The 20,758-nt window shown below is 28.9% G+C and carries 19 protein-coding genes; 12 read left to right on the top strand and 7 right to left on the bottom strand.

Features of this window, described 5'->3' with window-relative positions; genetic code table 11:
- The first annotated feature begins 33 nt into the window (after nucleotides 1–33).
- Nucleotides 34–570, top strand: a complete 537-nt coding sequence (locus CX675_RS03880; RefSeq protein ID WP_130733901.1) for a hypothetical protein — start codon at nucleotides 34–36, stop codon at nucleotides 568–570.
- 71 nt (nucleotides 571–641) lie between these two features.
- Here CX675_RS03880 and CX675_RS03875 read toward each other — a convergent pair whose 3' ends face one another.
- From CX675_RS03875 to CX675_RS03860, 4 genes are all read right to left on the bottom strand, one after another.
- The gene (locus CX675_RS03875) at nucleotides 642–1,436 is read right to left on the bottom strand and encodes a sensor histidine kinase (RefSeq protein WP_130733900.1); all 795 of its coding nucleotides are present in this window, start codon (nucleotides 1,434–1,436) and stop codon (nucleotides 642–644) included.
- Nucleotides 1,433–1,945, bottom strand: coding sequence for a hypothetical protein (locus CX675_RS03870; RefSeq protein ID WP_130733899.1), 513 nt, complete (start codon nucleotides 1,943–1,945; stop codon nucleotides 1,433–1,435). Before CX675_RS03870 ends, CX675_RS03875 begins: the two co-directional genes overlap by 4 nt.
- A gap of 82 nt (nucleotides 1,946–2,027) precedes the next feature.
- Nucleotides 2,028–2,813, bottom strand: coding sequence for a hypothetical protein (locus CX675_RS03865; protein ID WP_130733898.1), 786 nt, complete (start codon nucleotides 2,811–2,813; stop codon nucleotides 2,028–2,030).
- Between the two features lie 5 nt (nucleotides 2,814–2,818).
- Nucleotides 2,819–3,448, bottom strand: coding sequence for a response regulator transcription factor (locus CX675_RS03860; protein WP_130733897.1), 630 nt, complete (start codon nucleotides 3,446–3,448; stop codon nucleotides 2,819–2,821).
- Nucleotides 3,449–3,670: 222 nt separating this feature from the next.
- On the opposite strand from CX675_RS03860, the gene CX675_RS03855 reads away from it, so the two are divergent.
- The 5 genes from CX675_RS03855 (at nucleotide 3,671) to CX675_RS03840 (ending at nucleotide 7,270) form a co-directional block, all read left to right on the top strand.
- The gene (locus CX675_RS03855) at nucleotides 3,671–5,332 is read left to right on the top strand and encodes a DUF4403 family protein (protein WP_130733896.1); all 1,662 of its coding nucleotides are present in this window, start codon (nucleotides 3,671–3,673) and stop codon (nucleotides 5,330–5,332) included.
- Nucleotides 5,333–5,501: 169 nt separating this feature from the next.
- The gene (locus CX675_RS03850) at nucleotides 5,502–5,798 is read left to right on the top strand and encodes a phage repressor protein (RefSeq protein ID WP_130733895.1); all 297 of its coding nucleotides are present in this window, start codon (nucleotides 5,502–5,504) and stop codon (nucleotides 5,796–5,798) included.
- Nucleotides 5,799–6,042: 244 nt separating this feature from the next.
- Nucleotides 6,043–6,213, top strand: coding sequence for a hypothetical protein (locus CX675_RS19725; RefSeq protein ID WP_165395967.1), 171 nt, complete (start codon nucleotides 6,043–6,045; stop codon nucleotides 6,211–6,213).
- A 16-nt stretch (nucleotides 6,214–6,229) separates the two neighbouring features.
- Complete coding sequence (locus tag CX675_RS03845; protein ID WP_130733894.1) at nucleotides 6,230–6,820, top strand: hypothetical protein; 591 nt, start codon at nucleotides 6,230–6,232, stop codon at nucleotides 6,818–6,820.
- Nucleotides 6,821–6,949: 129 nt separating this feature from the next.
- A complete protein-coding gene (locus tag CX675_RS03840) occupies nucleotides 6,950–7,270 on the top strand; it encodes a hypothetical protein (RefSeq protein ID WP_130733893.1) in 321 nt (106 codons plus the stop codon).
- Nucleotides 7,271–7,331: 61 nt separating this feature from the next.
- On the opposite strand, the gene CX675_RS03835 is transcribed toward CX675_RS03840, so the two are convergent.
- Nucleotides 7,332–8,948, bottom strand: a complete 1,617-nt coding sequence (locus tag CX675_RS03835) for a T9SS type A sorting domain-containing protein (RefSeq protein ID WP_130733892.1) — start codon at nucleotides 8,946–8,948, stop codon at nucleotides 7,332–7,334.
- Nucleotides 8,949–9,409: 461 nt separating this feature from the next.
- On the opposite strand from CX675_RS03835, the gene CX675_RS03830 reads away from it, so the two are divergent.
- On the top strand, nucleotides 9,410–10,339 hold the full coding sequence (locus tag CX675_RS03830) for a hypothetical protein (protein ID WP_130733891.1): 930 nt from the start codon (nucleotides 9,410–9,412) through the stop codon (nucleotides 10,337–10,339).
- 189 nt (nucleotides 10,340–10,528) lie between these two features.
- Nucleotides 10,529–11,521, top strand: a complete 993-nt coding sequence (locus tag CX675_RS03825) for a glycosyltransferase family protein (protein ID WP_130733890.1) — start codon at nucleotides 10,529–10,531, stop codon at nucleotides 11,519–11,521.
- 81 nt (nucleotides 11,522–11,602) lie between these two features.
- On the opposite strand, the gene CX675_RS03820 is transcribed toward CX675_RS03825, so the two are convergent.
- Nucleotides 11,603–13,495: a U32 family peptidase gene (locus CX675_RS03820; protein WP_130733889.1), complete on the bottom strand. Its 1,893-nt coding sequence runs from the start codon at nucleotides 13,493–13,495 to the stop codon at nucleotides 11,603–11,605.
- A gap of 128 nt (nucleotides 13,496–13,623) precedes the next feature.
- On the opposite strand from CX675_RS03820, the gene CX675_RS03815 reads away from it, so the two are divergent.
- Genes CX675_RS03815 through CX675_RS03805 form a run of 3 tightly spaced genes read left to right on the top strand, consistent with a single transcriptional unit; the run spans nucleotide 13,624 to nucleotide 15,826 of the window.
- Nucleotides 13,624–14,622, top strand: a complete 999-nt coding sequence (locus CX675_RS03815; protein ID WP_240723586.1) for a peptidase — start codon at nucleotides 13,624–13,626, stop codon at nucleotides 14,620–14,622.
- 6 nt (nucleotides 14,623–14,628) lie between these two features.
- Nucleotides 14,629–15,063 carry an AAA family ATPase gene (locus CX675_RS03810; protein WP_130733888.1) on the top strand — a complete coding sequence of 145 codons (435 nt, stop codon included), beginning with the start codon at nucleotides 14,629–14,631 and terminating at the stop codon, nucleotides 15,061–15,063.
- Nucleotides 15,053–15,826, top strand: coding sequence for a tRNA(His) guanylyltransferase Thg1 family protein (locus CX675_RS03805; protein WP_130733887.1), 774 nt, complete (start codon nucleotides 15,053–15,055; stop codon nucleotides 15,824–15,826). Before CX675_RS03810 ends, CX675_RS03805 begins: the two co-directional genes overlap by 11 nt.
- On the opposite strand, the gene CX675_RS03800 is transcribed toward CX675_RS03805, so the two are convergent.
- Nucleotides 15,818–19,561 carry a PAS domain S-box protein gene (locus CX675_RS03800; protein WP_130733886.1) on the bottom strand — a complete coding sequence of 1,248 codons (3,744 nt, stop codon included), beginning with the start codon at nucleotides 19,559–19,561 and terminating at the stop codon, nucleotides 15,818–15,820. The two genes, CX675_RS03805 and CX675_RS03800, sit on opposite strands and share 9 nt — an antisense overlap.
- Nucleotides 19,562–20,080: 519 nt before the next feature.
- On the opposite strand from CX675_RS03800, the gene CX675_RS03795 reads away from it, so the two are divergent.
- The gene (locus CX675_RS03795) at nucleotides 20,081–20,653 is read left to right on the top strand and encodes a hypothetical protein (protein WP_130733885.1); all 573 of its coding nucleotides are present in this window, start codon (nucleotides 20,081–20,083) and stop codon (nucleotides 20,651–20,653) included.
- Nucleotides 20,654–20,758 lie beyond the last annotated feature (105 nt).

Below are 20,758 nucleotides of genomic sequence, written 5' to 3'. Positions count from 1 at the left end.
AAGCTGTTTTAAATTAACACCTACTATTAATCTATGAAACTAAATTTACTTTCTTTAATAATACTTGCCAGTTTCAGTCAGTTTATAAATGCACAATTCACAGGAGCTAAAATCTATTATGAAGGTGAAATAGGAGTAGTTTCATCATTTTTTATTAAAGATAGTGAAGGGAATACTACTCTTTATGAACCAGGTGGATTAAATTTTAGAGGAGGAATTGGACTTCATGATGAGGAAAACATTTTCTTTTTAGGACTGCATAGTGGTATGGATGCTAATTTTAGACATACAACGGGTATTTTACCTGTTTATTTGAATAGCAAATTAGCTTTAGAAATAGATGATGAAATAAAACTTATTTTTTCTTTTGGTTATGGGAAGAGTTTTCAAATTGGTCCTGAAAACTTACATGGATTTTTAAGAAAATATACTATTGCTTTAGGAAATATAACTAAAAATGATAATCTACAAAGTGTATTTATTGAAATCGTAAACCATGGTTATAACTTTCCAGATGATGGTACTCCTGTGGTAACACTAAATTTTGGGTATACTTTTACATTTTTATAAAATGTGCCTTCTTTAAATCTGATATACTTTTTTTAGAATTTTTTTTTTTAGAGTAAAGAGGTTATTATGATTTATTTTTTAAAAATATATTCGAAAAACAAATGAGTCCCTTTATCTACTGTTATAATTTCAAATATTCCACCTATGTTTTTCATTCGTAATGTCATATTGGTTAATCCATTGCCTGTTTTCATTGATGGGGAAATACCAATACCATTATCTATACAGTCGATTTTAAAATGAGTGTCTGTTTGATAAAAACGTAGTGTTATCATAGTGGCTTCACTATGTTTATAAATGTTGTGAATAGCTTCTTTAATTACTAGAAAAAGATTTCTTCTAGCGGTAACAGGTAAATTAGTATTAGGATTAATAATTTCTGTATGAATCACTATTTGAAAATTTGTTTTATCTAAAAAACGCTCTGCATAAGTAGAAGTATAGTTTACAAAGTTACCAATTGTATCATTTTGAGAGTTCAAACTCCATAAAATTTCTCTCATGGCGACATTCATGTCTTCAGAAGTAGAAATAATAGCTTCAATATCTTCTGTATAACTATTGGTAGGAATTTTATATTTTAAAAACTCTGCCTGTAATTTAATTGCCGAAATTCCAGCACCTAAATCATCATGCATATCTCGAGAAATGCGCTCTCTTTCAATTTGAATGGCTTTTTGTCTTTCCAATTCTTTTTGTAATAATTGATTCTGAAATTCAGTTTCTTTAATTTGGGTTTCCTGTTTTTGAATTAATTGTTTTTTGTTATAAATAAAAACAACCATAATAATAAAGCCTACAAAAAGAAGCATTACAATTACAGCAATGATAAAAACCATTTTTATGTCGTGAGGTAGTTCTTTCATATTCTACAAAAAAGGCCTCTTAAAAATAAAAGATATGAAAAAATAGTGATTATTTGAAATCCAAAATTAATTTGAATTAAAAATTCAGGATCATTATTGTTTAACCAATACATGGGAATTAACCTAAAAAAGAAAAAAACAGCCCAAAAGAGTAGTGAAAAACTAATCCAGAATGTTTGTTTTTTTAGAAGAGAATTTTCGTCAGTATCCATAATTTGAGTTAATAACCAAGAAAGAGGAAAAAGAATATAAACAAAGTTCATCACAATTCCTGCATCGGTAGAGTAGTTTCCTTTTGCTTTAAATAAAATAAAATAAAAAGCAATGAGAAGAGAAATAATACCTATAATGTATATGCTATTTTTATTGTTTTTTATTTGGTTTCCAAAATAATAAGTAAAAAAAGAAATAAAAAATATAGGAGAAGAGTAGTATAAAGAGGTAGGAATTAATCTAACATAATGAGCAATTTCAATAAAGACAACAAATAAGAAATAAATAAATAACAAGTTTTGCCTTGAAACTTTATTTATAAAAGAAACTCCAAGGCAAAACAGAATAAGTATGAAATAAGTAATAGTTAACACATTCTTAACAATGATTTTGTCCTACAGGATAGGGTGGACAAAGTTGAAAGGTGTCGTAATGTGTAGTTTGAAAAGTTGTATCAGGATGAACTCTTCCATTAATTTTTTTACAAAAATGCATCATTAAAGTTAATCTATTATTATTAAAATTGCAATCTTCTATAATACCTGGTATAAACACAATATAATTTTCTTCTTTAAAATCATAATTTGACAAGACATTAAATGGAATAGTTACTTTTCGTGTATCAATAACATTTTTATTGCCAGTAAGAATTGTAAAATTATAATCTAAATCATTACCAAGATCATTATCAAATTTTTCTATATAATTTTTATATAGAGTTTTTGGTTCTTTTTCTAATTCTATTTGCGGATCTATTTCTACTAAATTTTCATTGACATTATCAATCCAATAAGCTTTATTTTCAATTATCAAGGCTAATTCAAACGATTTATCAATTTGAACAAATCTTAATGTTATATCTTTTTGATTTTTAATTAAATTTTCAAAAAGTGTAGATTTAATTACGAAAATTTTAGCTAATCTTGTATTATAAAAACTTCTATTAAATTTATCCCAATAGACTTTTGGCTTAGGTAGAGGTGAAAAATTAATATCTTGTAATAAGTTTATATTATTTTTAAAATTACTATTTTCATTTTCTTTATTAACTAAACTGTTTGATAATTTCTGTATTTCAGATAAATGATCATTGTTTAATACATTATTTATATAATTTTTTTCAATAAGATATAAAATTTCATTCAATTGTTGGTTGTATTCCATAATTTCTAGTTTTTGTGGTTTAATTTATTAATTGCTTCAATTTTGTTATTTACCTGCAACTTTCTATAAATATTACCAATATGTTTTTTAATCGTGTCTTTTGCAACACATTTTTTATCGGCAATTTCTTTATAAAGTAGCCCTTCTGCTAGCAATTCCAGTACTTCTCTTTCTGTTACAGTAAGTAACGCAATACTTTGAACGGTTACTTTAGATTCTTGAAAATGTTGTAAAACACGTTTGGCAATGGCAAAACTCATAGGTGCACCTCCTAAATGTGCTTCTTGTATCGCTTGAATTATCTTTTCCATGGGTTCGCCCTTCACTAAATAACCACTAGCACCAGCTCGTAGAGCAGAGAAAATTTTTTCCTCGTCCTCAAAACTGGTACACATGATAAATTTTGTTTGTGGCATGGTTTCGGTTAATTGGAAAACAATATCAATACCCGATACATCTTGTAATTGAATATCCATTAGAACCACGTCTGGCTCTGTATTTTCCAATTCTAATAAAGCTGATTTGCCATTGTAAAACTGGGCTACGCATTCCATATCTTTTTGAAAGGCAATGATTTTTTGCAACGCTTGGTTGTAATTTTTATCATCTTCTACTATAGCTACAGTTATTTTCATGTCGTTTCATTTTCATTACAAAATTGAAGAATAAGTTTCTCTCGTACAATTACCCTTTGGGGTGATTTTCATAAAAATTAAGCTAAATATACAAATCTTATTTTAATAAAAAACTTACAAAAAAGGATTTATAAAAATTCCATAAAATATTACCCCAAAGGGTAATGGTTTGATATACTGTTCTATAAATACCTTTGAAACACCAACCAATTAAATAAAAATATGAAAAAATTAATTTTTAATCATAAGATATTATTTCTTATAACAGTCTCTTTTTTATTCACTAGTTGTAGCTTGTTTAGAAAGTATAATAAGATTTCAGCTAAACCAGAATCACACTTTTCTAATAATGTTATTGCACAAGATACCAGCTTACTTTCTTTTGATTTAAATGTGGATTATAAATCCATTGAAAATAAAGTAAATGAGCAGTTTTCTAAACCTATAAAAGATAGCGAAACGGGAGCGTTTGACAAGCAATATCAAGCTAAAACTAAAAATCCGCTATATGATCCAACAGAATGGATTAAGACAAAAGACCCTTTATATCATCCTAATAAATGGATTAAAGTTAGAATTTTTGGTAAAACAATTAAAACCAAAGATCCTTTATATCATCCTAACGAATGGATAAAAACGAAGAACCCTTTATATAATCCTAATGAATGGATTTATGCAGATGTAGTGAGTATTACCGTTGGATATCAATATGATTACTCTATTGTAAAAAGGGAAAGAATTCGATTTGAGAATATTGGTAATGATATGTTGCGAATAATTATACCATTAGATATTACTGGAAGTGTTGGTTTCAGAGGAGATGGAGCTGAATTATTTTCCTTAGATGAAAAAAAAGTTAAAGCAAAAATCGATTTTTATGTAGATACCAAAATTTCTTTTAATTCTAATTGGTGTCCAATAGTAAAATCTAAAATAAGTCATCGATGGATTTCAGATCCAAAAATTGAAATAGTTGGTGGAGTATGGTTAAACTTACAATTACCTGCAAATTTAGCTTTAGATGATATAGAAAAAGAATTAGAAAATGAAATTGCTAATAAAATAGAATGTGCAAAGCTAACTTCTGAGATTAAAAAATGGATCAAACCATCATCCATTCAATTAACTAATGTATCAGATCAATTGTATTTAAATGTAAATCCACAAAAATTCTATTTGTCAGATTTAATGATTGATGATTCCAATATGAATATAAAATTTGCAACCAAATTAATGGCAGGTGTAAGCACTCAAAAGTTATATAATAATGAACCTTATGAAATCCCTCCTTTAGAAAAATACGCTTTTGAAAAGAATCTAATTGCCTTAACCGTTCCTATTTCTATTCAGTATGAAGTATTGCAAAATAATTTGAATACGATGCTACAAAAAGAAGGTTTAGAATACGCTAATGATAAGGTTAAAGTGGAAGTACAGGGATTTGAAATCTATCCGAGTGGGCAAAGTGTAACTATAGGAGTAAAAGTAGATGCAAAAATAAAAGGAAAACTTTTATCAACCAAAGGAATGCTTTACTTAACAGCTAAACCATCTGTAGTAAATAAACAATTTGAACTTAAAAATATTGAATTTAGCACTCAAGTAGACAATGATTTATATCCTATTTTGATTACTTTATTTAAAAATAAACTGACTAATTATGTGTACACAAAAACAAAAAGAGATCTTAAACCAGATTTTGAAAGAGCAGAAAATGTGATTCAAATAAAAATGAAGGAACAATTACAAAAAATGAATAATATAGAAATAATTACTAACGATATGATTTTTGATATTCCTTACATTGCTATTCAAGAACACGATTTTGTTATTCCAATTAGATTAGCAACTGGAGTTGTAATTAATGTTAAAAACATTTGGTAACAATATTTCAATTATATCTTAATAATTAAAGGCCTGTTTTTATCTAATTTACACCTCTGCGTAAAATTATTGCGTAGAGGTTTTCTTATTTTGTATTGTCTAATAGCAAGTTTGTATTGCTTTGAGAATAGGTTAAAAGCGTATTATCAAAACAATAAATACTTAAAAAATGAATCATATTAAAATTCAAAAACTATTAGCAGGGGAAACCATCGTTTCTCGAGAAGCAGGTAATAGCATGTTACCTATTCTAAAGTCCAGACAAGCTGTTCGATTAGCACCCGCAAATTGGCAAGAATGTCAAGTAGGAGATATTGTGTATTGTAAAGTAAGAGGTGCTGTGTTTACCCATTTGGTAAAAGGTAAAAATGAAAGAAGAGGCTTGCTTATTGGAAACAATCATGGTCATATTAATGGCTGGACAAAACAAGTATACGGAAAAGTAATTGAGATTCTCAATAATTGACCGTTTTTTAGTTTGAAATAATCGCACTAATATCATAAATTGTCTTATAATCTAATAATACAATCAATGTAGATAAAATCATTGAAACCTCAATAAATAAGTGGTAAAAACCTAATTTTTTACGTTCCTATACGTAAAAGTTTAGGTTTCTAAGATAAAAATTTTGGTTATTTGAAGGTTTACAAAAACAAATCAGTATATTCAATGTATAAAAAAGAACGATTCACTTGTATTTATTATTATAATGGAAAAGAAAACGCAAGGTTTTACGCAAGAAATCTTTTTACAAGTTATATTAGCTTTAAAAGAGGATAAATTGCCTTTAGCAACAGCTTTAATTATGAAAGAGTTACATTGTTCTATAAATGATGCTAAAATAAGAGCAGAAGAAATCAAGAAAGTGATATTTTTGTAAATAATAAATATTTTAAATGAAAAGAAATAAAATAAAAATACTTTTTATATTTTTTAGTTTGTTAGTGAGTAACTTATTTTCTCAAGATTTAAAAGATATTAATACATTAGATGATGCTCAAAATTTTATTATTCTAAACAGAGATGTAAAAGCAAAACTTAAGCGTGTTACGCTTAGTAAAGGAAGTGACAGTCTAGCACTATTTCTTGATAAAATTCAGGAATTAGAAGATTTAGGTAAAGCTAAATTATTAGTGAATAAACCAATTAAAGCTATAAAATTAAATTATGTTTTTTTTAACGGAAAAGAAATTTCAGTAAAGGAAATTAATAAAAGAAGAGCAGAAGTATTGTATATGTACAAAAAAGGAGTTTCTTCTGATGAATTGGTCCATCAATTTACGATGGATAGAAATATAAAACCAGGTGGAAATTTTGGTTGGATTGATGAAGACTTAGTGGATTCCGTTTTTATTTCTGAAGTAAAAAAACATAAAAAAGGTGATGTTTTTATTATTGATGTGCCTAAAAATGAATGGTATTATGTTGTCTTTAAATTATTTGATGATAGACAAAAACATTTAATTCAATATATTGAAATAGAGTAGTCGATTGTATATTATTTGTTGGTTATGTTTATAGGAGAAAAAAGGTTTATAATAAAGAAGCAAGATAAGCAAATTGGTTATTACGCTGGTTTTTCGTTAAATTGTATTTTTGAAACTAACGAAAATACAATGTTATTAGTTTCTTTTAATATTGAACAAATAGAAGAACAATGGAAAGAGGCCACTTTTAATGGAATTAGAACGTTTTATAAATTTTACAAATCTCATTTTAATGGCATTTTACAAATCAATATTCATAACATTTTTTGGTTTCCGGTTGATACCAAAGATGTAATTATAAACTATACGATTATACGAGTACTTTGCTATTGGTTTCAATTAGATTATTTGCCTATTTTATGCCAACCTCAATACGAATCTCTTTTCTTTCTTAATAATTTACAGTTTAAAAAAAATCAAGATAATAGAGTTGATTTTTTAATTCATTAATTAAAAAATAAAAGCCGTCTAAAAAACAGCTTTTATCGTTTGGTTAAAGTTATATTGGTAGCTAATTAACGATTATTTTCTTTACTAAGGTTTGCAATCCATTATTTATTTTTAATAAATAAATCCCTTTTTGTAAGTAATTTGTTTTAATTTCTATCTCTTGCTTTCCTTTATTTTGTTTTTCATTGTATATTGAAATCACTTCTTTACCTAAATAATCATATAAATTAATAGTTACATTTGAATTTTGAATTAAAGTATAATGAACAGTTACTAAATCTGTAGTTGGATTAGGGTAAATAATTACAGTATTTAAGCTTTCTTCAAATGTTGAATTACTTAATGCAGAAGCCGCTTCAAAAGCCCCAATATCAGATGAAGAACCTTGTGGGCGAGATATTCCATCATAATCTGTTGTGGCAAAAATTAAATTATTCCCTCCATTAATAGCAGGACTTGTAGTTTCTACTTTAAAATTACCATTATATAAATTAGGATTAATAAAAAGAGGATCAAGTCCTACTTTATCTGTACTATTAGTGTAACTTATTTGATTATTTATAGCATTGAAAATTAAATTGTTTCCAAAAGAAAAACCAGTAGATGCGGCATCTAAGAAATTGGCACGTTCTGTTTCACGAGCATACATTATATTGTTGTACACCTTAACATTTGTTGCGCCTTGTACTGTAATTTCTCCATCGGAAATAACAGGAGACCTTCCATTCATATAACAAGTGTTGTTGATAATATCTATACCATTACTATGGTAGGCATGAATACCTCTTCCACCATTATGATGTACAACATTATTTTCAATTAGAGTTTTTCCAGAGTAAGCAGGTTTACTAATAGTAGCATTATTTTCTGAGTCAATTATAATTCCATTTCCATCATAAATAACGCATGGTCCAATCCATGGTATATATAACTCGTTTCCATGAAGAACATTATTTCTTATAATCATAGAATAATTTTGTTCTGTATGATTATCATAGTTTACCGAATTAAGATTTGAAATGCCACTAGCACCATATATTGTATACCAAGAATTATCATAGATATGATTGTTTTCGTAAGTTAGATAATCTGCTTGAAGTGCAGCAATACCACCACCACAACATTCATATATCTCACAATTACGAACTATAATATGATGTACTAAAGCATCATTCGTTCTGCCATCTATGGTGATTCCATTCCCATTAAATTTAGGATCTGGTGAACCTGAAGGGTTTCCGCAACTAGCAGGTTGATTCAATGCATCAGTTAAATCTATTGTTGCTGCATTTCCTCTTATTCGCAAGCCATCTATGATAATATCATGAATTCCTTCTCCTAAATGAATTGCATGCCACTGGAAATCATTCATTTGTAAAATAGGAGTATGACCTGGATAGTTTTTAAAAGTGATTGGGTTAGTAGTTGTACCCGATGCTCGCAAGGCTAATATTGCAAAGCCAGAAGCGGTATATGTTCCATTCATTAAAAAAACTGTATCTCCGGGTTGCAAAAAAGTGGTATTATAAGAAAACCATGTTAAGGTTTGTTTTGCAGTAACTTCCGTTAGACCATTATATGAATTATTTCCATTAACGGGATCAATGTAATAGTTTGTAGCAAAGATTGTTTTTGATATCAATAATAAAAATAAAAAAGAAGTTAATTGTTTTTTCATTGGTTTAGTTTTACAAGTTTGTTTAATTAGTGGAATACAATTTATTTCATAACTATAGAGGTAAAGATGGAGAACAATAATCTGTATCTCACTTATTTTTAAGTTGTTTGTTTTTATAAATTTGGACAAAAGTATATAGGGAAGTATTTTTTTAAAAATAGTTGTCAAAACAATTTGTAAATTATTCCATAACAATTTGTAAATTATTTTATTAAAATAGAGAAAATAATTAGTTGTAAAGGATTCATTTTTCAAATATTATAGAATAGAATGAGTAAGTGTTTCTTAAAAAACTGTTAATCAATTACAGAGAATCTTTCTTGTTTGTTAAAAGAAAAGGTAGAAAAAATGTAAAGAATCATAAATTATTGTTTTTCAAATAATTAATATAGAGATGTGTTTTTTTGGTAAGAATTTATTACTTAAATTTAAGTAGTAAAAAATTCAAATAAACACAAATCATGAAAAAAAGTACCTTTCAGAAATTGGCTCTAGCTAGTTTCGCAGCACTCTTATGGTCGTGTCAAACACCAGAAGAAAACACTACTGAAGAAACAAATGCAAATGCAACTACTAAATTAAAACCAGAAACAGATCGTGCCTCAGCTGCCTCATGCGGTACTATGTACGCTTTAGTTTTATCAGCAGGAACAAGTACTCCAGTTCCAGGTGGGTTAACTTCTCATATTTACAAAGTAGATGTGTGTACATCTCCAACTGGCTATAATTATTTATCAACAATTAATATTGGAGGAACACCAGTTACTAGTGTAACAGGACTTTGTGATATGCCAGGAACACCAGGTTATGCTTGGGCAGTTACTGGTGTAAATTCTAATTTTCCATCGAGATTATTAAAAGTACAAATTATATCTGGTGCAGCTGTAGTGGCAACACCTACAGCAGCTCCATTACAAGACATAGAAAATTATGGCACTACTGGATTATTCTTAGCTATAAAAGAAGGTACTTCAACTGTTATGCGTGTAAATGTAAGTACAGGTGCTTGTACTCCTTTCTCTTCTGCATCACCTACAAATCAGTATAACGGACTTACATTCTTTGGTAATAAAGTACATGTAATTTCTGGTTTAACAAATATAATGTGTCCTCCTAATTATGGTGATATTTTTGAATATGATTTAGCCGGAAATTTAGTAGGACGTTATTCATACAAAAACCTTCCTGCAAACAATATCTATACTATGAAAGAATTAGGTTTCCATTATGATAATTGTTGTAAAAGATGGGTTGTGGGTAGTTCAACTGGAATTATATCAAATAACTTTGATATTACAGCTTGTACACCATCAAACCCAACGTTCTTGTTAAATACAGCTGCTACTGGACAACCTCACTATGCTATTTACGATTTTATGTTAGAACCCTAAATAAGTCATTGAACTTATAGCTAATAGTAAGGCCATCAATACGATGGCCTTTTTTAATTATAGTTTAAATGATGATTAAGTTTGTGTTATCAGTATATAGGAATAGGCATGAATTGTTATTTTTGGTTCGTTTTGTAAGAAAAAGGTAGTATTCATTTTGCCAAATTAAAATCACAAAACAACCCATGTATGAAAATATTTTATGCTGTTCAAGCTACAGGTAATGGACACATTAGTAGAGCTACACAATTATTTCCTTATTTACAAAAATTTGGCGAGATTGACTTTTTTTTGAGCGGGAGTAATGCCTCCTTAGATGTAAATATTCCAATTGCCTACAGAAGTAAAGGCTGTAGTTTATTTTACAGTAAATGTGGTGGTTTAGACTATTGGAACATTGCTAAAAAATTTAAGCCGTACCAAATTTATAAAGATGCTAATCAATTGCCTTTGCATCAATATGACATTATTATTAATGATTTTGATGCTGTAACTGCCTTAGCATGTAAATTACAAAATGTACATTCGGTTCAATTTGGTCATCAAGCAAGTTTTTTATCTGAAAATACACCTAGACCAGATAGCAAAAGTAAAGTAGGGGAGTTTATCTTTAAAAATTATGCTCCTGCACCTCAAAATTTAGGGTTACACTTTCAACCTTACGATTCCTTTATTCATCCACCAATTATTAAAGATGAAATTGTACAAGCGACACCCACTAATCTAGGACACATTACCATATATTTGCCTTCATTTGACAAAGATTGTTTAGAAAAAGCTTTCCAATCGTTGCCTCATGTACATTTTCATTGGTTTTTAGACACGGTTAAGGAAAAACATACTATCCAGAATATTACTTATTTTCCAGTAAATCAAAAAGATTTTAATCAAAGTTTAATTCATTGTGAAGGTATTATTACGGGTGGTGGTTTTGAAACGCCTTCAGAGGCTTTGTTTTTAGAAAAGAAATTACTTTCCATACCCATTAAGTCTCATTACGAACAAGAATGCAATGCAGCCGCATTAAAAGCGATGGGTGTTCCTGTAGAATATGAGGTAGAAGATGATTTTAACCAAGTGATTGAAAACTGGCTAAATAGTACAATTGTATATCCAAAAATGAAAGCCAACAACATTCCCGATACTTTAGCTTATTTATTTGACACTTATCAGAAAAATTAATGTTTTCTTCTGTTTAGATTCTAATCATTAGTATATAGAAAATAAAAAATCCGAATTAAAAATTAATTCGGATTTTTTATTTTATTTCTTCTTGGTTATAAAATCAAATTGTTCATCTTCGTCTATGAATTCTAATTCGGCATCTTTTTCCCAAATTTCCATTTCACAAGGCTTACAATTAAATTTCAATTTATAAGCATTTTCACCATGGGTTAATGTTAAAGGTTCAACTACTTTTTCTCCCATAGTATCACGTTGAAAACGAGCACATTTACCCAATTCATATTTAACGCAATATTTGGTCACCATTACTCTAGATTTTCCTGGATCCCATTGTAATTCGAAAGCTTTCTCTATTTCAGTAACTCCATGACGTTTATAAAATTGTCTCGCCAAACTATTAGAAACATTATAGGTAAAATCTAATTCTTCTACAGGATAAGGATGGTTTGTTGGCTTTATTTGAAATTCTTCTCTATGGTATTCTTGAATTCTGATGTCGATTAATTGTTCTAAAACCGTTCGTCTAATTTCGTTTACTTTTGAAATAGGTAAAAACCAATTCTTTGAAAACTCAACTGCAATATTCTCAATCATAAATGGAGTATTCCCTGTTTTGACTAGATTGGATTTAATATTCGGAATAGTATGATTACCATTTTTTGCTGTTTCTTTTTCAGTTTCTAAAGTAGCAATACTAGTATGTCCATCTTCATCAGTTGCCACAAGCATAAAACCGTCTTGCGTTTCAGTAAACACTAAATCAACACTTATTTTTCTAACAGCACTATTTTCTTTTTCAACAATTTTGTTAAACTCTGCATCTGAATTTCTATAAATTTCAGTGCCTACAGGTAATGTTTTAAAAGTATTAGGAACTACAATATTGTTGATGATAATATTAATTTGAGTTCCATCTGCTTCTCCTAATTCGTTAATAAAGTACAAACCATCACCATTGTTTAATTTGTCGGCATTTTCAATTACATACCCATTGGCTTTCGTTTCAATCAGTTTACCAATGTATTGTCCTTGCGATTTTGGGCTTTCCCAACTACCAATTTTTGCTTTTCTTTGGTTCACAAAATAATCAGTATACCCTCTATTGAAACTACGATCCATTTCTGGTTCAAAATTATAGAAGGTTTTACCTGATGACGCTTTTTGAAAGTGCTCATTATCTTCTAAAAAAGCATCTAATTTTTTACGCAAAAATGACGTATTATTTTTTACATAAACCACATCTTTTAAACGCCCTTCTATTTTAAATGAAGTAATACCTGCTTCAATTAAATTTGGCAATTGATCACTTAAATCTAAATCTTTAATAGATAATAAATGACTATTTGAAATAAGTGTTTTACCTGTACCATCAGTTAAATTGTAAGGTAAACGACAGTTTTGAGCACAAGATCCTCTATTGGCACTTCGCTCTCCACCAGCAATACTCATATAACAATTACCGCTAAAAGAGACACAAAGCGCACCGGAAACAAAAAATTCTAATTCTACATCAGAAGCCTCATGAATTTCTCGAATTTGATCTAAGTTTAATTCTCTAGCTAAAACCACGCGTTGTATTCCAGCATCTTTTAAGAATTTAACATGTTTTGGGTCTCTATTATTAGCTTGTGTACTTGCATGAATAACAATAGGAGGTAAGTTCATTTCTAAGATAGCCATATCTTGAATAATAATAGCATCAACACCTATAGCATACAATTCATGAATTAATTTTTCACAAGGTTCTAATTCTTTTTCATATAAAATGGTATTTAAAACCACAAAAACCTGTGCTTTAAATAAATGAGCATACGCCACCATTTCCGCAATATCTTCTACCGAATTGGTAGCATTAGTACGTGCTCCATATAAAGGCGCTCCAATATATACTGCATCTGCTCCTGCATTAATGGCCGCTATTCCTTGTGCCAAGTTTTTGGCTGGAGCCAAAATTTCAACCTTTTGTTTCATAATTCAAAAATGCTTATTTTCCAAATAGTATTGGAAACTGCAAAATTATAAAATAGTTGAGAAATAATGGTGCGAATTTTTAAAATTCAATATTTAAAATGGAATAGTAAGGTTGAATTGTCGAATTCATGAATATTATTAAAAAAATAGCATCTTTGCATTTCATTTATATGCCCATGTTATTTCCAGAAATTAAAAGTAAATTAGGTGAAGATATTTGTATTGTTGTTTACCCCGATAATTGCAAATGGAACTATATTGTAGATTGTGGTGAAGCGAGTCTTTTAAGTGTAAAAGATTGCCTAAAAACGCGTGCAATTTTTATTTCTCATACTCATATAGATCATTTTATAAATTTTGATCAAATTATGAGACATCAAATAGGCACAAAAGAGCGTTACATCATTTGTGGTCCTAAAAATATAGCGTCACAAGTACAAGCCAAGTTAAAGTCTTTTACATGGAATTTAGTAGAAGCGGATGCTGTTGTGTATGAAATAAGAGAAATTATTTCTGAACATAAGATATTAGTTTATGAATTAAAACCCGCTGAATGGGAATTAACATTTTTGTATGAAAGAACAAGTTTATATAAAGATGAAAGGGTAGTGGTAAATTTTACAATTTTAGATCATAAAACAGATGTTATTGCCTATCATTTTAAAGAAAATGATTCGGTTAGTATTCTCATTTCAGAAGTTCCTTATCAACCAGGAAAATGGATAACAGAACTCAAGCAAGCGTATTTATCAAATAATAGTGATGAAATTATAATAATTGAAGAAAAAGAGTATTTAGCTAACGATTTGTTTCACTATTTAAAGATTGAAAAAGGAAACACTTTAGGAGTTATTTTAGATCATGCATTTCATGAAGAAAATCATGCAAAAATAAAGCAATTATTTTTTAATTGTGACTTAGTTTTAATCGAGTGTTTTTATAAAGATGAAGATAAAGAAAAAGCATTATTAAATTATCATAGTTATGCTTCTCAATCGGGTAAAGTTATGCGTAATGCAATGGTTAAAAAAGCAATTCCTATTCATTTTTCAAGAAAATATGTAGAACAAGATATTATTCAAATTGAAGAAGATTTTTTAAAAGAGTTTCAGGTAACTATAAATTAAGAATAGATGCAGTGTATTATGTTTATTGGAATTCCAGCTAGTGGAAAAAGTTCGTTCTACAAAGAAAATTTTTTTAATAGTCATATTAGAGTTAGTTTAGACTTATTAAATACAAGAAATAAAGAAACTAAATTAATAGAATATTGTTTTACAACGCAATCTCAATTTGTAATTGATAATACTAACGTTTCTAAAGAAGAGCGTGCAAAGTATATTACGCTTTTAAAAGAAAAAAAATATAAAATTATAGCCTACTATTTTGAATGCAGTTTGAAAGATGCTTTGGAGAGAAATGGGCATAGAAAAGAAAAGATTTCAGAAATAGGTGTAAAAGCGAAATACAACCAACTAGAATTGCCTCAACTTAATGAAGGTTTTGACGAAATGTATAAAGTGAGTTTGAATAATGATTTTTTTAAAATTGATAATTATGAAATTTGAAGCATTGGATGCCAAAATGAGAAAGAATGAAAAACTTTTTGATCAATATGTTTTACCTGAAAATTATATTATAGTACGACTCGACGGCAAAGGATTTACAAAATTAACAAAAGAAACATTATCACTAGAAAAACCTTTTGACAGTAAGTTTCATGAAGCAATGATTGCGACGACGAAACATCTTCTTACAATAGGCTTTAAGGTTATTTATGCTTATACACAAAGTGATGAGATTTCTTTGTTAATCGATAAAAATGATAGTACTTTTAATCGAAAAGTTAGAAAAATAAATTCAGTATTGTCTGGGGAAGCAAGTGCTTTTTTTAGTATGTATTTTCAACACTTGGCCGTTTTAGATTGTAGAACGATTTGCGTGCCAAATAAAGAAATGGTTTTAGATTATTTTTCTTGGAGACAAGAAGATGCTCATAGAAATTCTCTTTCTTCTTACTGTTATTGGACTTTGAGAAATCATGGGGTTGATTATCTTGAAGCTTCAAAAAGACTTGAAAAAACTTCTACTGCACATAAAAACGAACTCTTATTTCAACATGGAATTAACTATAATGAATTGCCTTCTTGGCAAAAAAGAGGCGTAGGTTTATACTTTAAAGACGTACTTAAAAAAGGTATAAATCCAGTAGACAATACAGAAATTCAATTTATTAGAAAAGAAATAATAGTTTCTTATGACTTACCGATTAAAGAGGCTTATCGAGATTTTTTATCGCATATAATTTATAAAAAACGAGATTTATACTAACCATTTATTAAGTATAGCTTCTAAATCTGTTTTGATGATAGGTTTTGACAAATAATCATTCATACCCGCTTCAAAACAACGTTCTCTTTCATGAGCTAAAATACCTGCAGTAATGGCAATAATAGGTGTTTTTTTACCTTGTACTAATTGTCTGATTTCTTTGGTTGCATCATAACCATTTTTATTAGGCATTTGGACATCCATTAATATTAAATCGATAACTTCATTTTGAAATAGAGAGACAGCTTCAACACCATCAAAAGCTTCTAAAATGTATATATTCGGATTTATTTTTTGTAATAATGTTTTCGCCAATAGCATATTTACTTTATTGTCTTCAACTACTAACACTTTAAAACGTTTTAGAACTTCTGTATCTGAATTAGTATTATGATTTAAATTCTTTTTTAGCGCATTAGAATGGAGGTCGTTTTTAGGAATTTTAGTCACTTTTATAGTAAAGAAAAATTTACTTCCTTCTCCATATTTACTCTCCAGTTCTAACTTACTACCCATTAAAGCTAATAATTGATTTGAAATAGCTAAACCTAAACCAGTTCCTCCAAATTTTCTACTGGTAGAAGTATCTTCTTGAACAAAGGAATCGAAGATTTTTTCATTATTGTCAATTTTAATACCAATACCTGTATCATTTACCGAAAAATGTAAAACGGCAGTATCATTTGAAACTTTGATTGGAGTAATATTTAATTGAATTTCACCAAATTCAGTAAACTTTAAAGCATTACTTAATAAGTTCATTAAAATTTGTTTCAGGCGGACCAAATCGGCCAGTATAAATTGTGGTACTTCTTTATGTCGGTTGAGTACCAAATTTAATTTCTTTTGATGCGCTTGGTATTGAAATAAATCGACTACTTGTTGTGTCAATTCATACAAATCTACTTCCTCAATATTTAATTCAAATTTACCCGATTCAATTTTTGAAAAATCAAGAATGTCATTTACAATTTTTAATAGGGAAGAAGCCGATTCGTTAATTGTAGACATATATTGATAATGGGTTTTCTCTAAATTAGATTCCATTAATAAATGACTAAAACCAATAATTCCATTTAGAGGTGTTCTAATTTCGTGACTCATATTGGCCAAGAAATCAGTTTTTGCCTTGTTGGCTGCTTCTGCTTGATCTTTTCCTTTTAAAATTTCAATTTCCATTAACTTTCGTTCTGTAATATCTATAAAACTAGAAACAATTTCTGTAATCTGACCTTTTACATTTTTTACAGCGAAAGCATTAAATAATAGCCATGTCGTCTTTTTTGATTTAGCTACACCAAGGATTAAATTTTTAATAGGATTTCCACCTTCTAATAATTGATGTATAGGATACTTATTTTTATCCATTAAACTGCCGTCTTCATTTAAAAATATCCAATTAGAAACCAATTTATCAAATGGTTTAATATTTAATAATTCAGCAGCTTTTACATTGTTCAATAAAATAGAACCATTGATACCTTGGACAATAATTCCAGCATCTAGATTGTTTAAAATTTCTTGATAGCGTTCTTTACTTTTTTGTAGCTCAATTTCAGATTGTTTGGCAATAGTAATATCTCGGGAAAGACAAATAAAATGATTTTCATTAGCATTACTTTCTTCCATAGGTGCAATAGACAATTCAAACCAGTGCTTGCCACTAGGTAAATGCAATTCATACTGTTTACCAGTTGAAAATCCTTTGTTGATTACGTCTTCCATTGCTTCAGTAAAACATTTACCAGCAGCTTTTGGTAATACTTCTGCCAATAGTTTTCCGATAATAGCAGTAGTAGAATGCGATAATAAGTTTTCTCTGTGCGCGTGGTAATTAAAAATGCGTCCTTCTGCATCAATTTCTATTAATAAATCGGGAATAGCATCTATAATAGCTTCTAGTTTTTCATAGGATTTTTTAAACTCTTCTTCCACTCTTTTACGTTCTGTAATATTTGTGGTTGTACCTACATAACCTACAACTTCATTATTTGCATTTTTTTCTGGAATAGCATGTCCCATAACCCAAACGATAGTACCGTCGGGTTTTATAAAGCGATATTCTGAGAGTGATAAATCCTTATGTTCAGTCGCGGTTTCCCATCCTTTTTGTAACGATAGTCTGTCTTCTTCATGTACTGCATCTAACCATCCATTACCTAATGCTTTTTCGTAAGGCATTCCTGTTATTTCTGACCACCTAGGATTAACATAAGTGGTAAAACCAGCCGCGTCAGTTCGGAAAATACCTACAGGTGAAATTTCGGTTAAGATATGATATCTGTTTTCACTTTCAATCATTTCTTTTAAAGCATTCTTCTTAATTCTTTCGTTTTCAAAAACTTCTAGAGCAAATGAAACATCTGAAGTGGCTTCTTCTACTAACGCAATTTCTTCTTCATCGAAATAATTGACCTCACTGGAATAAAAACAGAAAATACCTACGGTTTCTTCAAATTTTCTAATTGGTAAAATCATTAACGATTGAAAATCTCTTACTAAGGCTTCTTCTCTCCAAGGTTGCATAATCGAGTCATCAGCTACATTGTTGATTACGACATATTTTTCTCTTTTTAGCGCTTCACAACGAGATGCAATTACATTTTGGTTATTTTCTAAAAGAATGGTTTGCATGGCTTTTACATATCCATTGTCTTCACCCGCAATTACTTTAGGTTCAATTTTATCTGAACTTTCATCTTTCATGCCAATCCATACCATTTTAAATTTACCAATATTTACAGCTATAGCACAAGCCTCTTTAAATAAGGTATCTTCATCTGTAGCACGCACAATCATTTGATTCATTTGACTAATGAAATGATATAAACGATTGGCTTTTACTATTTTTTGTTTGGCTAAAATTCGCTCTGTGATGTCGGTTGCAATACCATGACAAATTACCGTTCCTTCCGCTTCCACAACAGGTAACGAATTAACTTCATGCCATACTAATCCTTTTTTAGGGTGAAAGTAACGATACGTACAATTTAGAGGAACTAATTTTGTTTTTGTTTCGGTAACACTATCTATTACATATTGTAAATCATCGGGATGAATTAAAGCAAAAATCTTGTTTGGATTGTCTTTAATATCTTCATGAGCAAAACCATATATTTCTCCCACAGCTTCACTAGCATAAGGATAAGTTAATGAACCGTCTTTATTTTGTCGCATGGAATAAATTAATCCAGGAGAAGTTGCTGCAATCTTATCAAACTTTTCTTTTTCTTCTGTAATAATTTCGAAGATTTTTTTCCGTTCGGTAATATCTCTTAGGATTACGATAATGCCATTAATATTACTATCATCAATACGATTGTTAATAATACCTTCTAGCCAAATATAATTTCCATTTTCATGTTTTACTTGTAGGGTAACATTAATAGCTGTTTTAGGTTGATCTATGGATAGCTGAATCATGTTATCTACATAATCGAGATAATCAGGATGAATATAGCTTAGTAGTGGTGCATCTATGTGCGACTCATCGGTCCAACCTGTAATTAAGGCAGTAGATTTACTTCTGTATAATGTATTTAAATTTTCGTCCATTAGAATAACAATACTATCGTTGTTATCTAATAACGCATGGTAGATATTCTTGTAAGTATCTTCGTTTTCTGCCTCCGAATTTATGTTGCTCTTTTGGGCTGCATGAAGTCTTTTAATTTCTTCTTCTTGTTCTTTCGTTTTCTTTAGAAGCGCTTCGTATGCTCTTTCTATATCTCTCATGCAATTCTTTTATTTTACTACCTCTAACCTAAGTAAACGACAAATTTATAACAATCTAAAAAACGATGGTTATTAATGATAATGTTTTAAAAATACTAATTTTTTGAATTCATAATATAAATTAATGCTTAAAATTAATATTATTTACTCTCAAGTTAAAAATCACTTATATTTTTTCATTTTTTGTGTTTTCAAAAAGTATGCCTTTTTTATTAAAAATGTAGTATTTTACTGTATAAATACTTGTTGCTAATTTATAATTCATTTTAATTCAGTGAAATAGGTTATAAAAAATTTGGCTTTAAAAAATATAAAAGAATCATTTTTAAAATTGGTTTAAAAAATGAAAATCAAGATAACGAATAACACTCTTAACTAACATATTAGAACTTATTTTGAATTGTAAAACGATTAAAAATAAATATCTGACTGTTAATTTGTTACGTCTTATTTTTTAATAACAATATCATATTGGCACAAACTTTGTTTGTGTTGAAATAGAAAACTAAAACAAACGAAATGAAAAATTTTAAACGAATTATAATTATTGCCGCACTAAGTTTTTTTATAAAGACAACGGCACAAGTAAGGATAGGAGGTAGCGTAGATATTAGTATTAACTTACCTATGCCAAAAGTAATTATTGTAAAGGAAGAACCTAAGCCTATGCCTGCTCCCAAAGCTCCTAAAAAACAAAAAGTATATAAACCGAAAAAACAACATTGTGAAACCATTCTTTACAGTTTAGGAACTATAGTAAATCATACCCATCGTTATGGTAGAGTGGATTTAGTTGTGGTGGATGCATTTATTGAAAATTTAGGAAGAGGACTGGAAAGAGTAACTTATTTGACAAATACTAGAGAAACTCTTGAAATAGTGATTCGTACAAACAATCCAAATGATTGTAATTACCATTATAATACAAATCCACATTGTACTACTAATCTCATTGTTTCAGTTGCTTTAAACAGTGTTGAAATGCCTTTACATAACGGAAGTATTTCTTTACAACCTGGTGAAAGTATTTATTCTGTTCTTAACTTAAATAGTGTTTACGAAGGTAGCTTTAATGGAAGCATTCAATTTTAAGTATCTATTTTGTACATCGTAAAGCCTCTTATTCAAAAAAATGAGAGGCTTTATTTTTTGTTAACATCACAAGTGAAAGCATAACTTTTACATCATATCTTCTAA

This window comes from Flavobacterium sp. J27, assembly GCF_004303025.1.
GTDB lineage: Bacteria > Bacteroidota > Bacteroidia > Flavobacteriales > Flavobacteriaceae > Flavobacterium.
The sequence above is the reverse complement of the archived record's forward strand: the minus strand, read 5'-3'. Positions and strand labels throughout refer to the sequence as shown.

Bases quoted from the DNA above. Each gene is read 5' to 3' on its own strand.
- CX675_RS03880 (WP_130733901.1), top strand. From the start codon at position 34: ATGAAACTAAATTTACTTTCTTTAATAATACTTGCCAGTTTCAGTCAG.
- CX675_RS03875 (WP_130733900.1), bottom strand. From the start codon at position 1,436: ATGAAAGAACTACCTCACGACATAAAAATGGTTTTTATCATTGCTGTA.
- CX675_RS03865 (WP_130733898.1), bottom strand. From the start codon at position 2,813: ATGGAATACAACCAACAATTGAATGAAATTTTATATCTTATTGAAAAA.
- CX675_RS03860 (WP_130733897.1), bottom strand. From the start codon at position 3,448: ATGAAAATAACTGTAGCTATAGTAGAAGATGATAAAAATTACAACCAA.
- CX675_RS03855 (WP_130733896.1), top strand. From the start codon at position 3,671: ATGAAAAAATTAATTTTTAATCATAAGATATTATTTCTTATAACAGTC.
- CX675_RS03850 (WP_130733895.1), top strand. From the start codon at position 5,502: ATGAATCATATTAAAATTCAAAAACTATTAGCAGGGGAAACCATCGTT.
- CX675_RS19725 (WP_165395967.1), top strand. From the start codon at position 6,043: ATGGAAAAGAAAACGCAAGGTTTTACGCAAGAAATCTTTTTACAAGTT.
- CX675_RS03845 (WP_130733894.1), top strand. From the start codon at position 6,230: ATGAAAAGAAATAAAATAAAAATACTTTTTATATTTTTTAGTTTGTTA.
- CX675_RS03840 (WP_130733893.1), top strand. From the start codon at position 6,950: ATGTTATTAGTTTCTTTTAATATTGAACAAATAGAAGAACAATGGAAA.
- CX675_RS03835 (WP_130733892.1), bottom strand. From the start codon at position 8,948: ATGAAAAAACAATTAACTTCTTTTTTATTTTTATTATTGATATCAAAA.
- CX675_RS03830 (WP_130733891.1), top strand. From the start codon at position 9,410: ATGAAAAAAAGTACCTTTCAGAAATTGGCTCTAGCTAGTTTCGCAGCA.
- CX675_RS03825 (WP_130733890.1), top strand. From the start codon at position 10,529: ATGAAAATATTTTATGCTGTTCAAGCTACAGGTAATGGACACATTAGT.
- CX675_RS03820 (WP_130733889.1), bottom strand. From the start codon at position 13,495: ATGAAACAAAAGGTTGAAATTTTGGCTCCAGCCAAAAACTTGGCACAA.
- CX675_RS03815 (WP_240723586.1), top strand. From the start codon at position 13,624: ATGAATATTATTAAAAAAATAGCATCTTTGCATTTCATTTATATGCCC.
- CX675_RS03810 (WP_130733888.1), top strand. From the start codon at position 14,629: ATGCAGTGTATTATGTTTATTGGAATTCCAGCTAGTGGAAAAAGTTCG.
- CX675_RS03805 (WP_130733887.1), top strand. From the start codon at position 15,053: ATGAAATTTGAAGCATTGGATGCCAAAATGAGAAAGAATGAAAAACTT.
- CX675_RS03800 (WP_130733886.1), bottom strand. From the start codon at position 19,561: ATGAGAGATATAGAAAGAGCATACGAAGCGCTTCTAAAGAAAACGAAA.
- CX675_RS03795 (WP_130733885.1), top strand. From the start codon at position 20,081: ATGAAAAATTTTAAACGAATTATAATTATTGCCGCACTAAGTTTTTTT.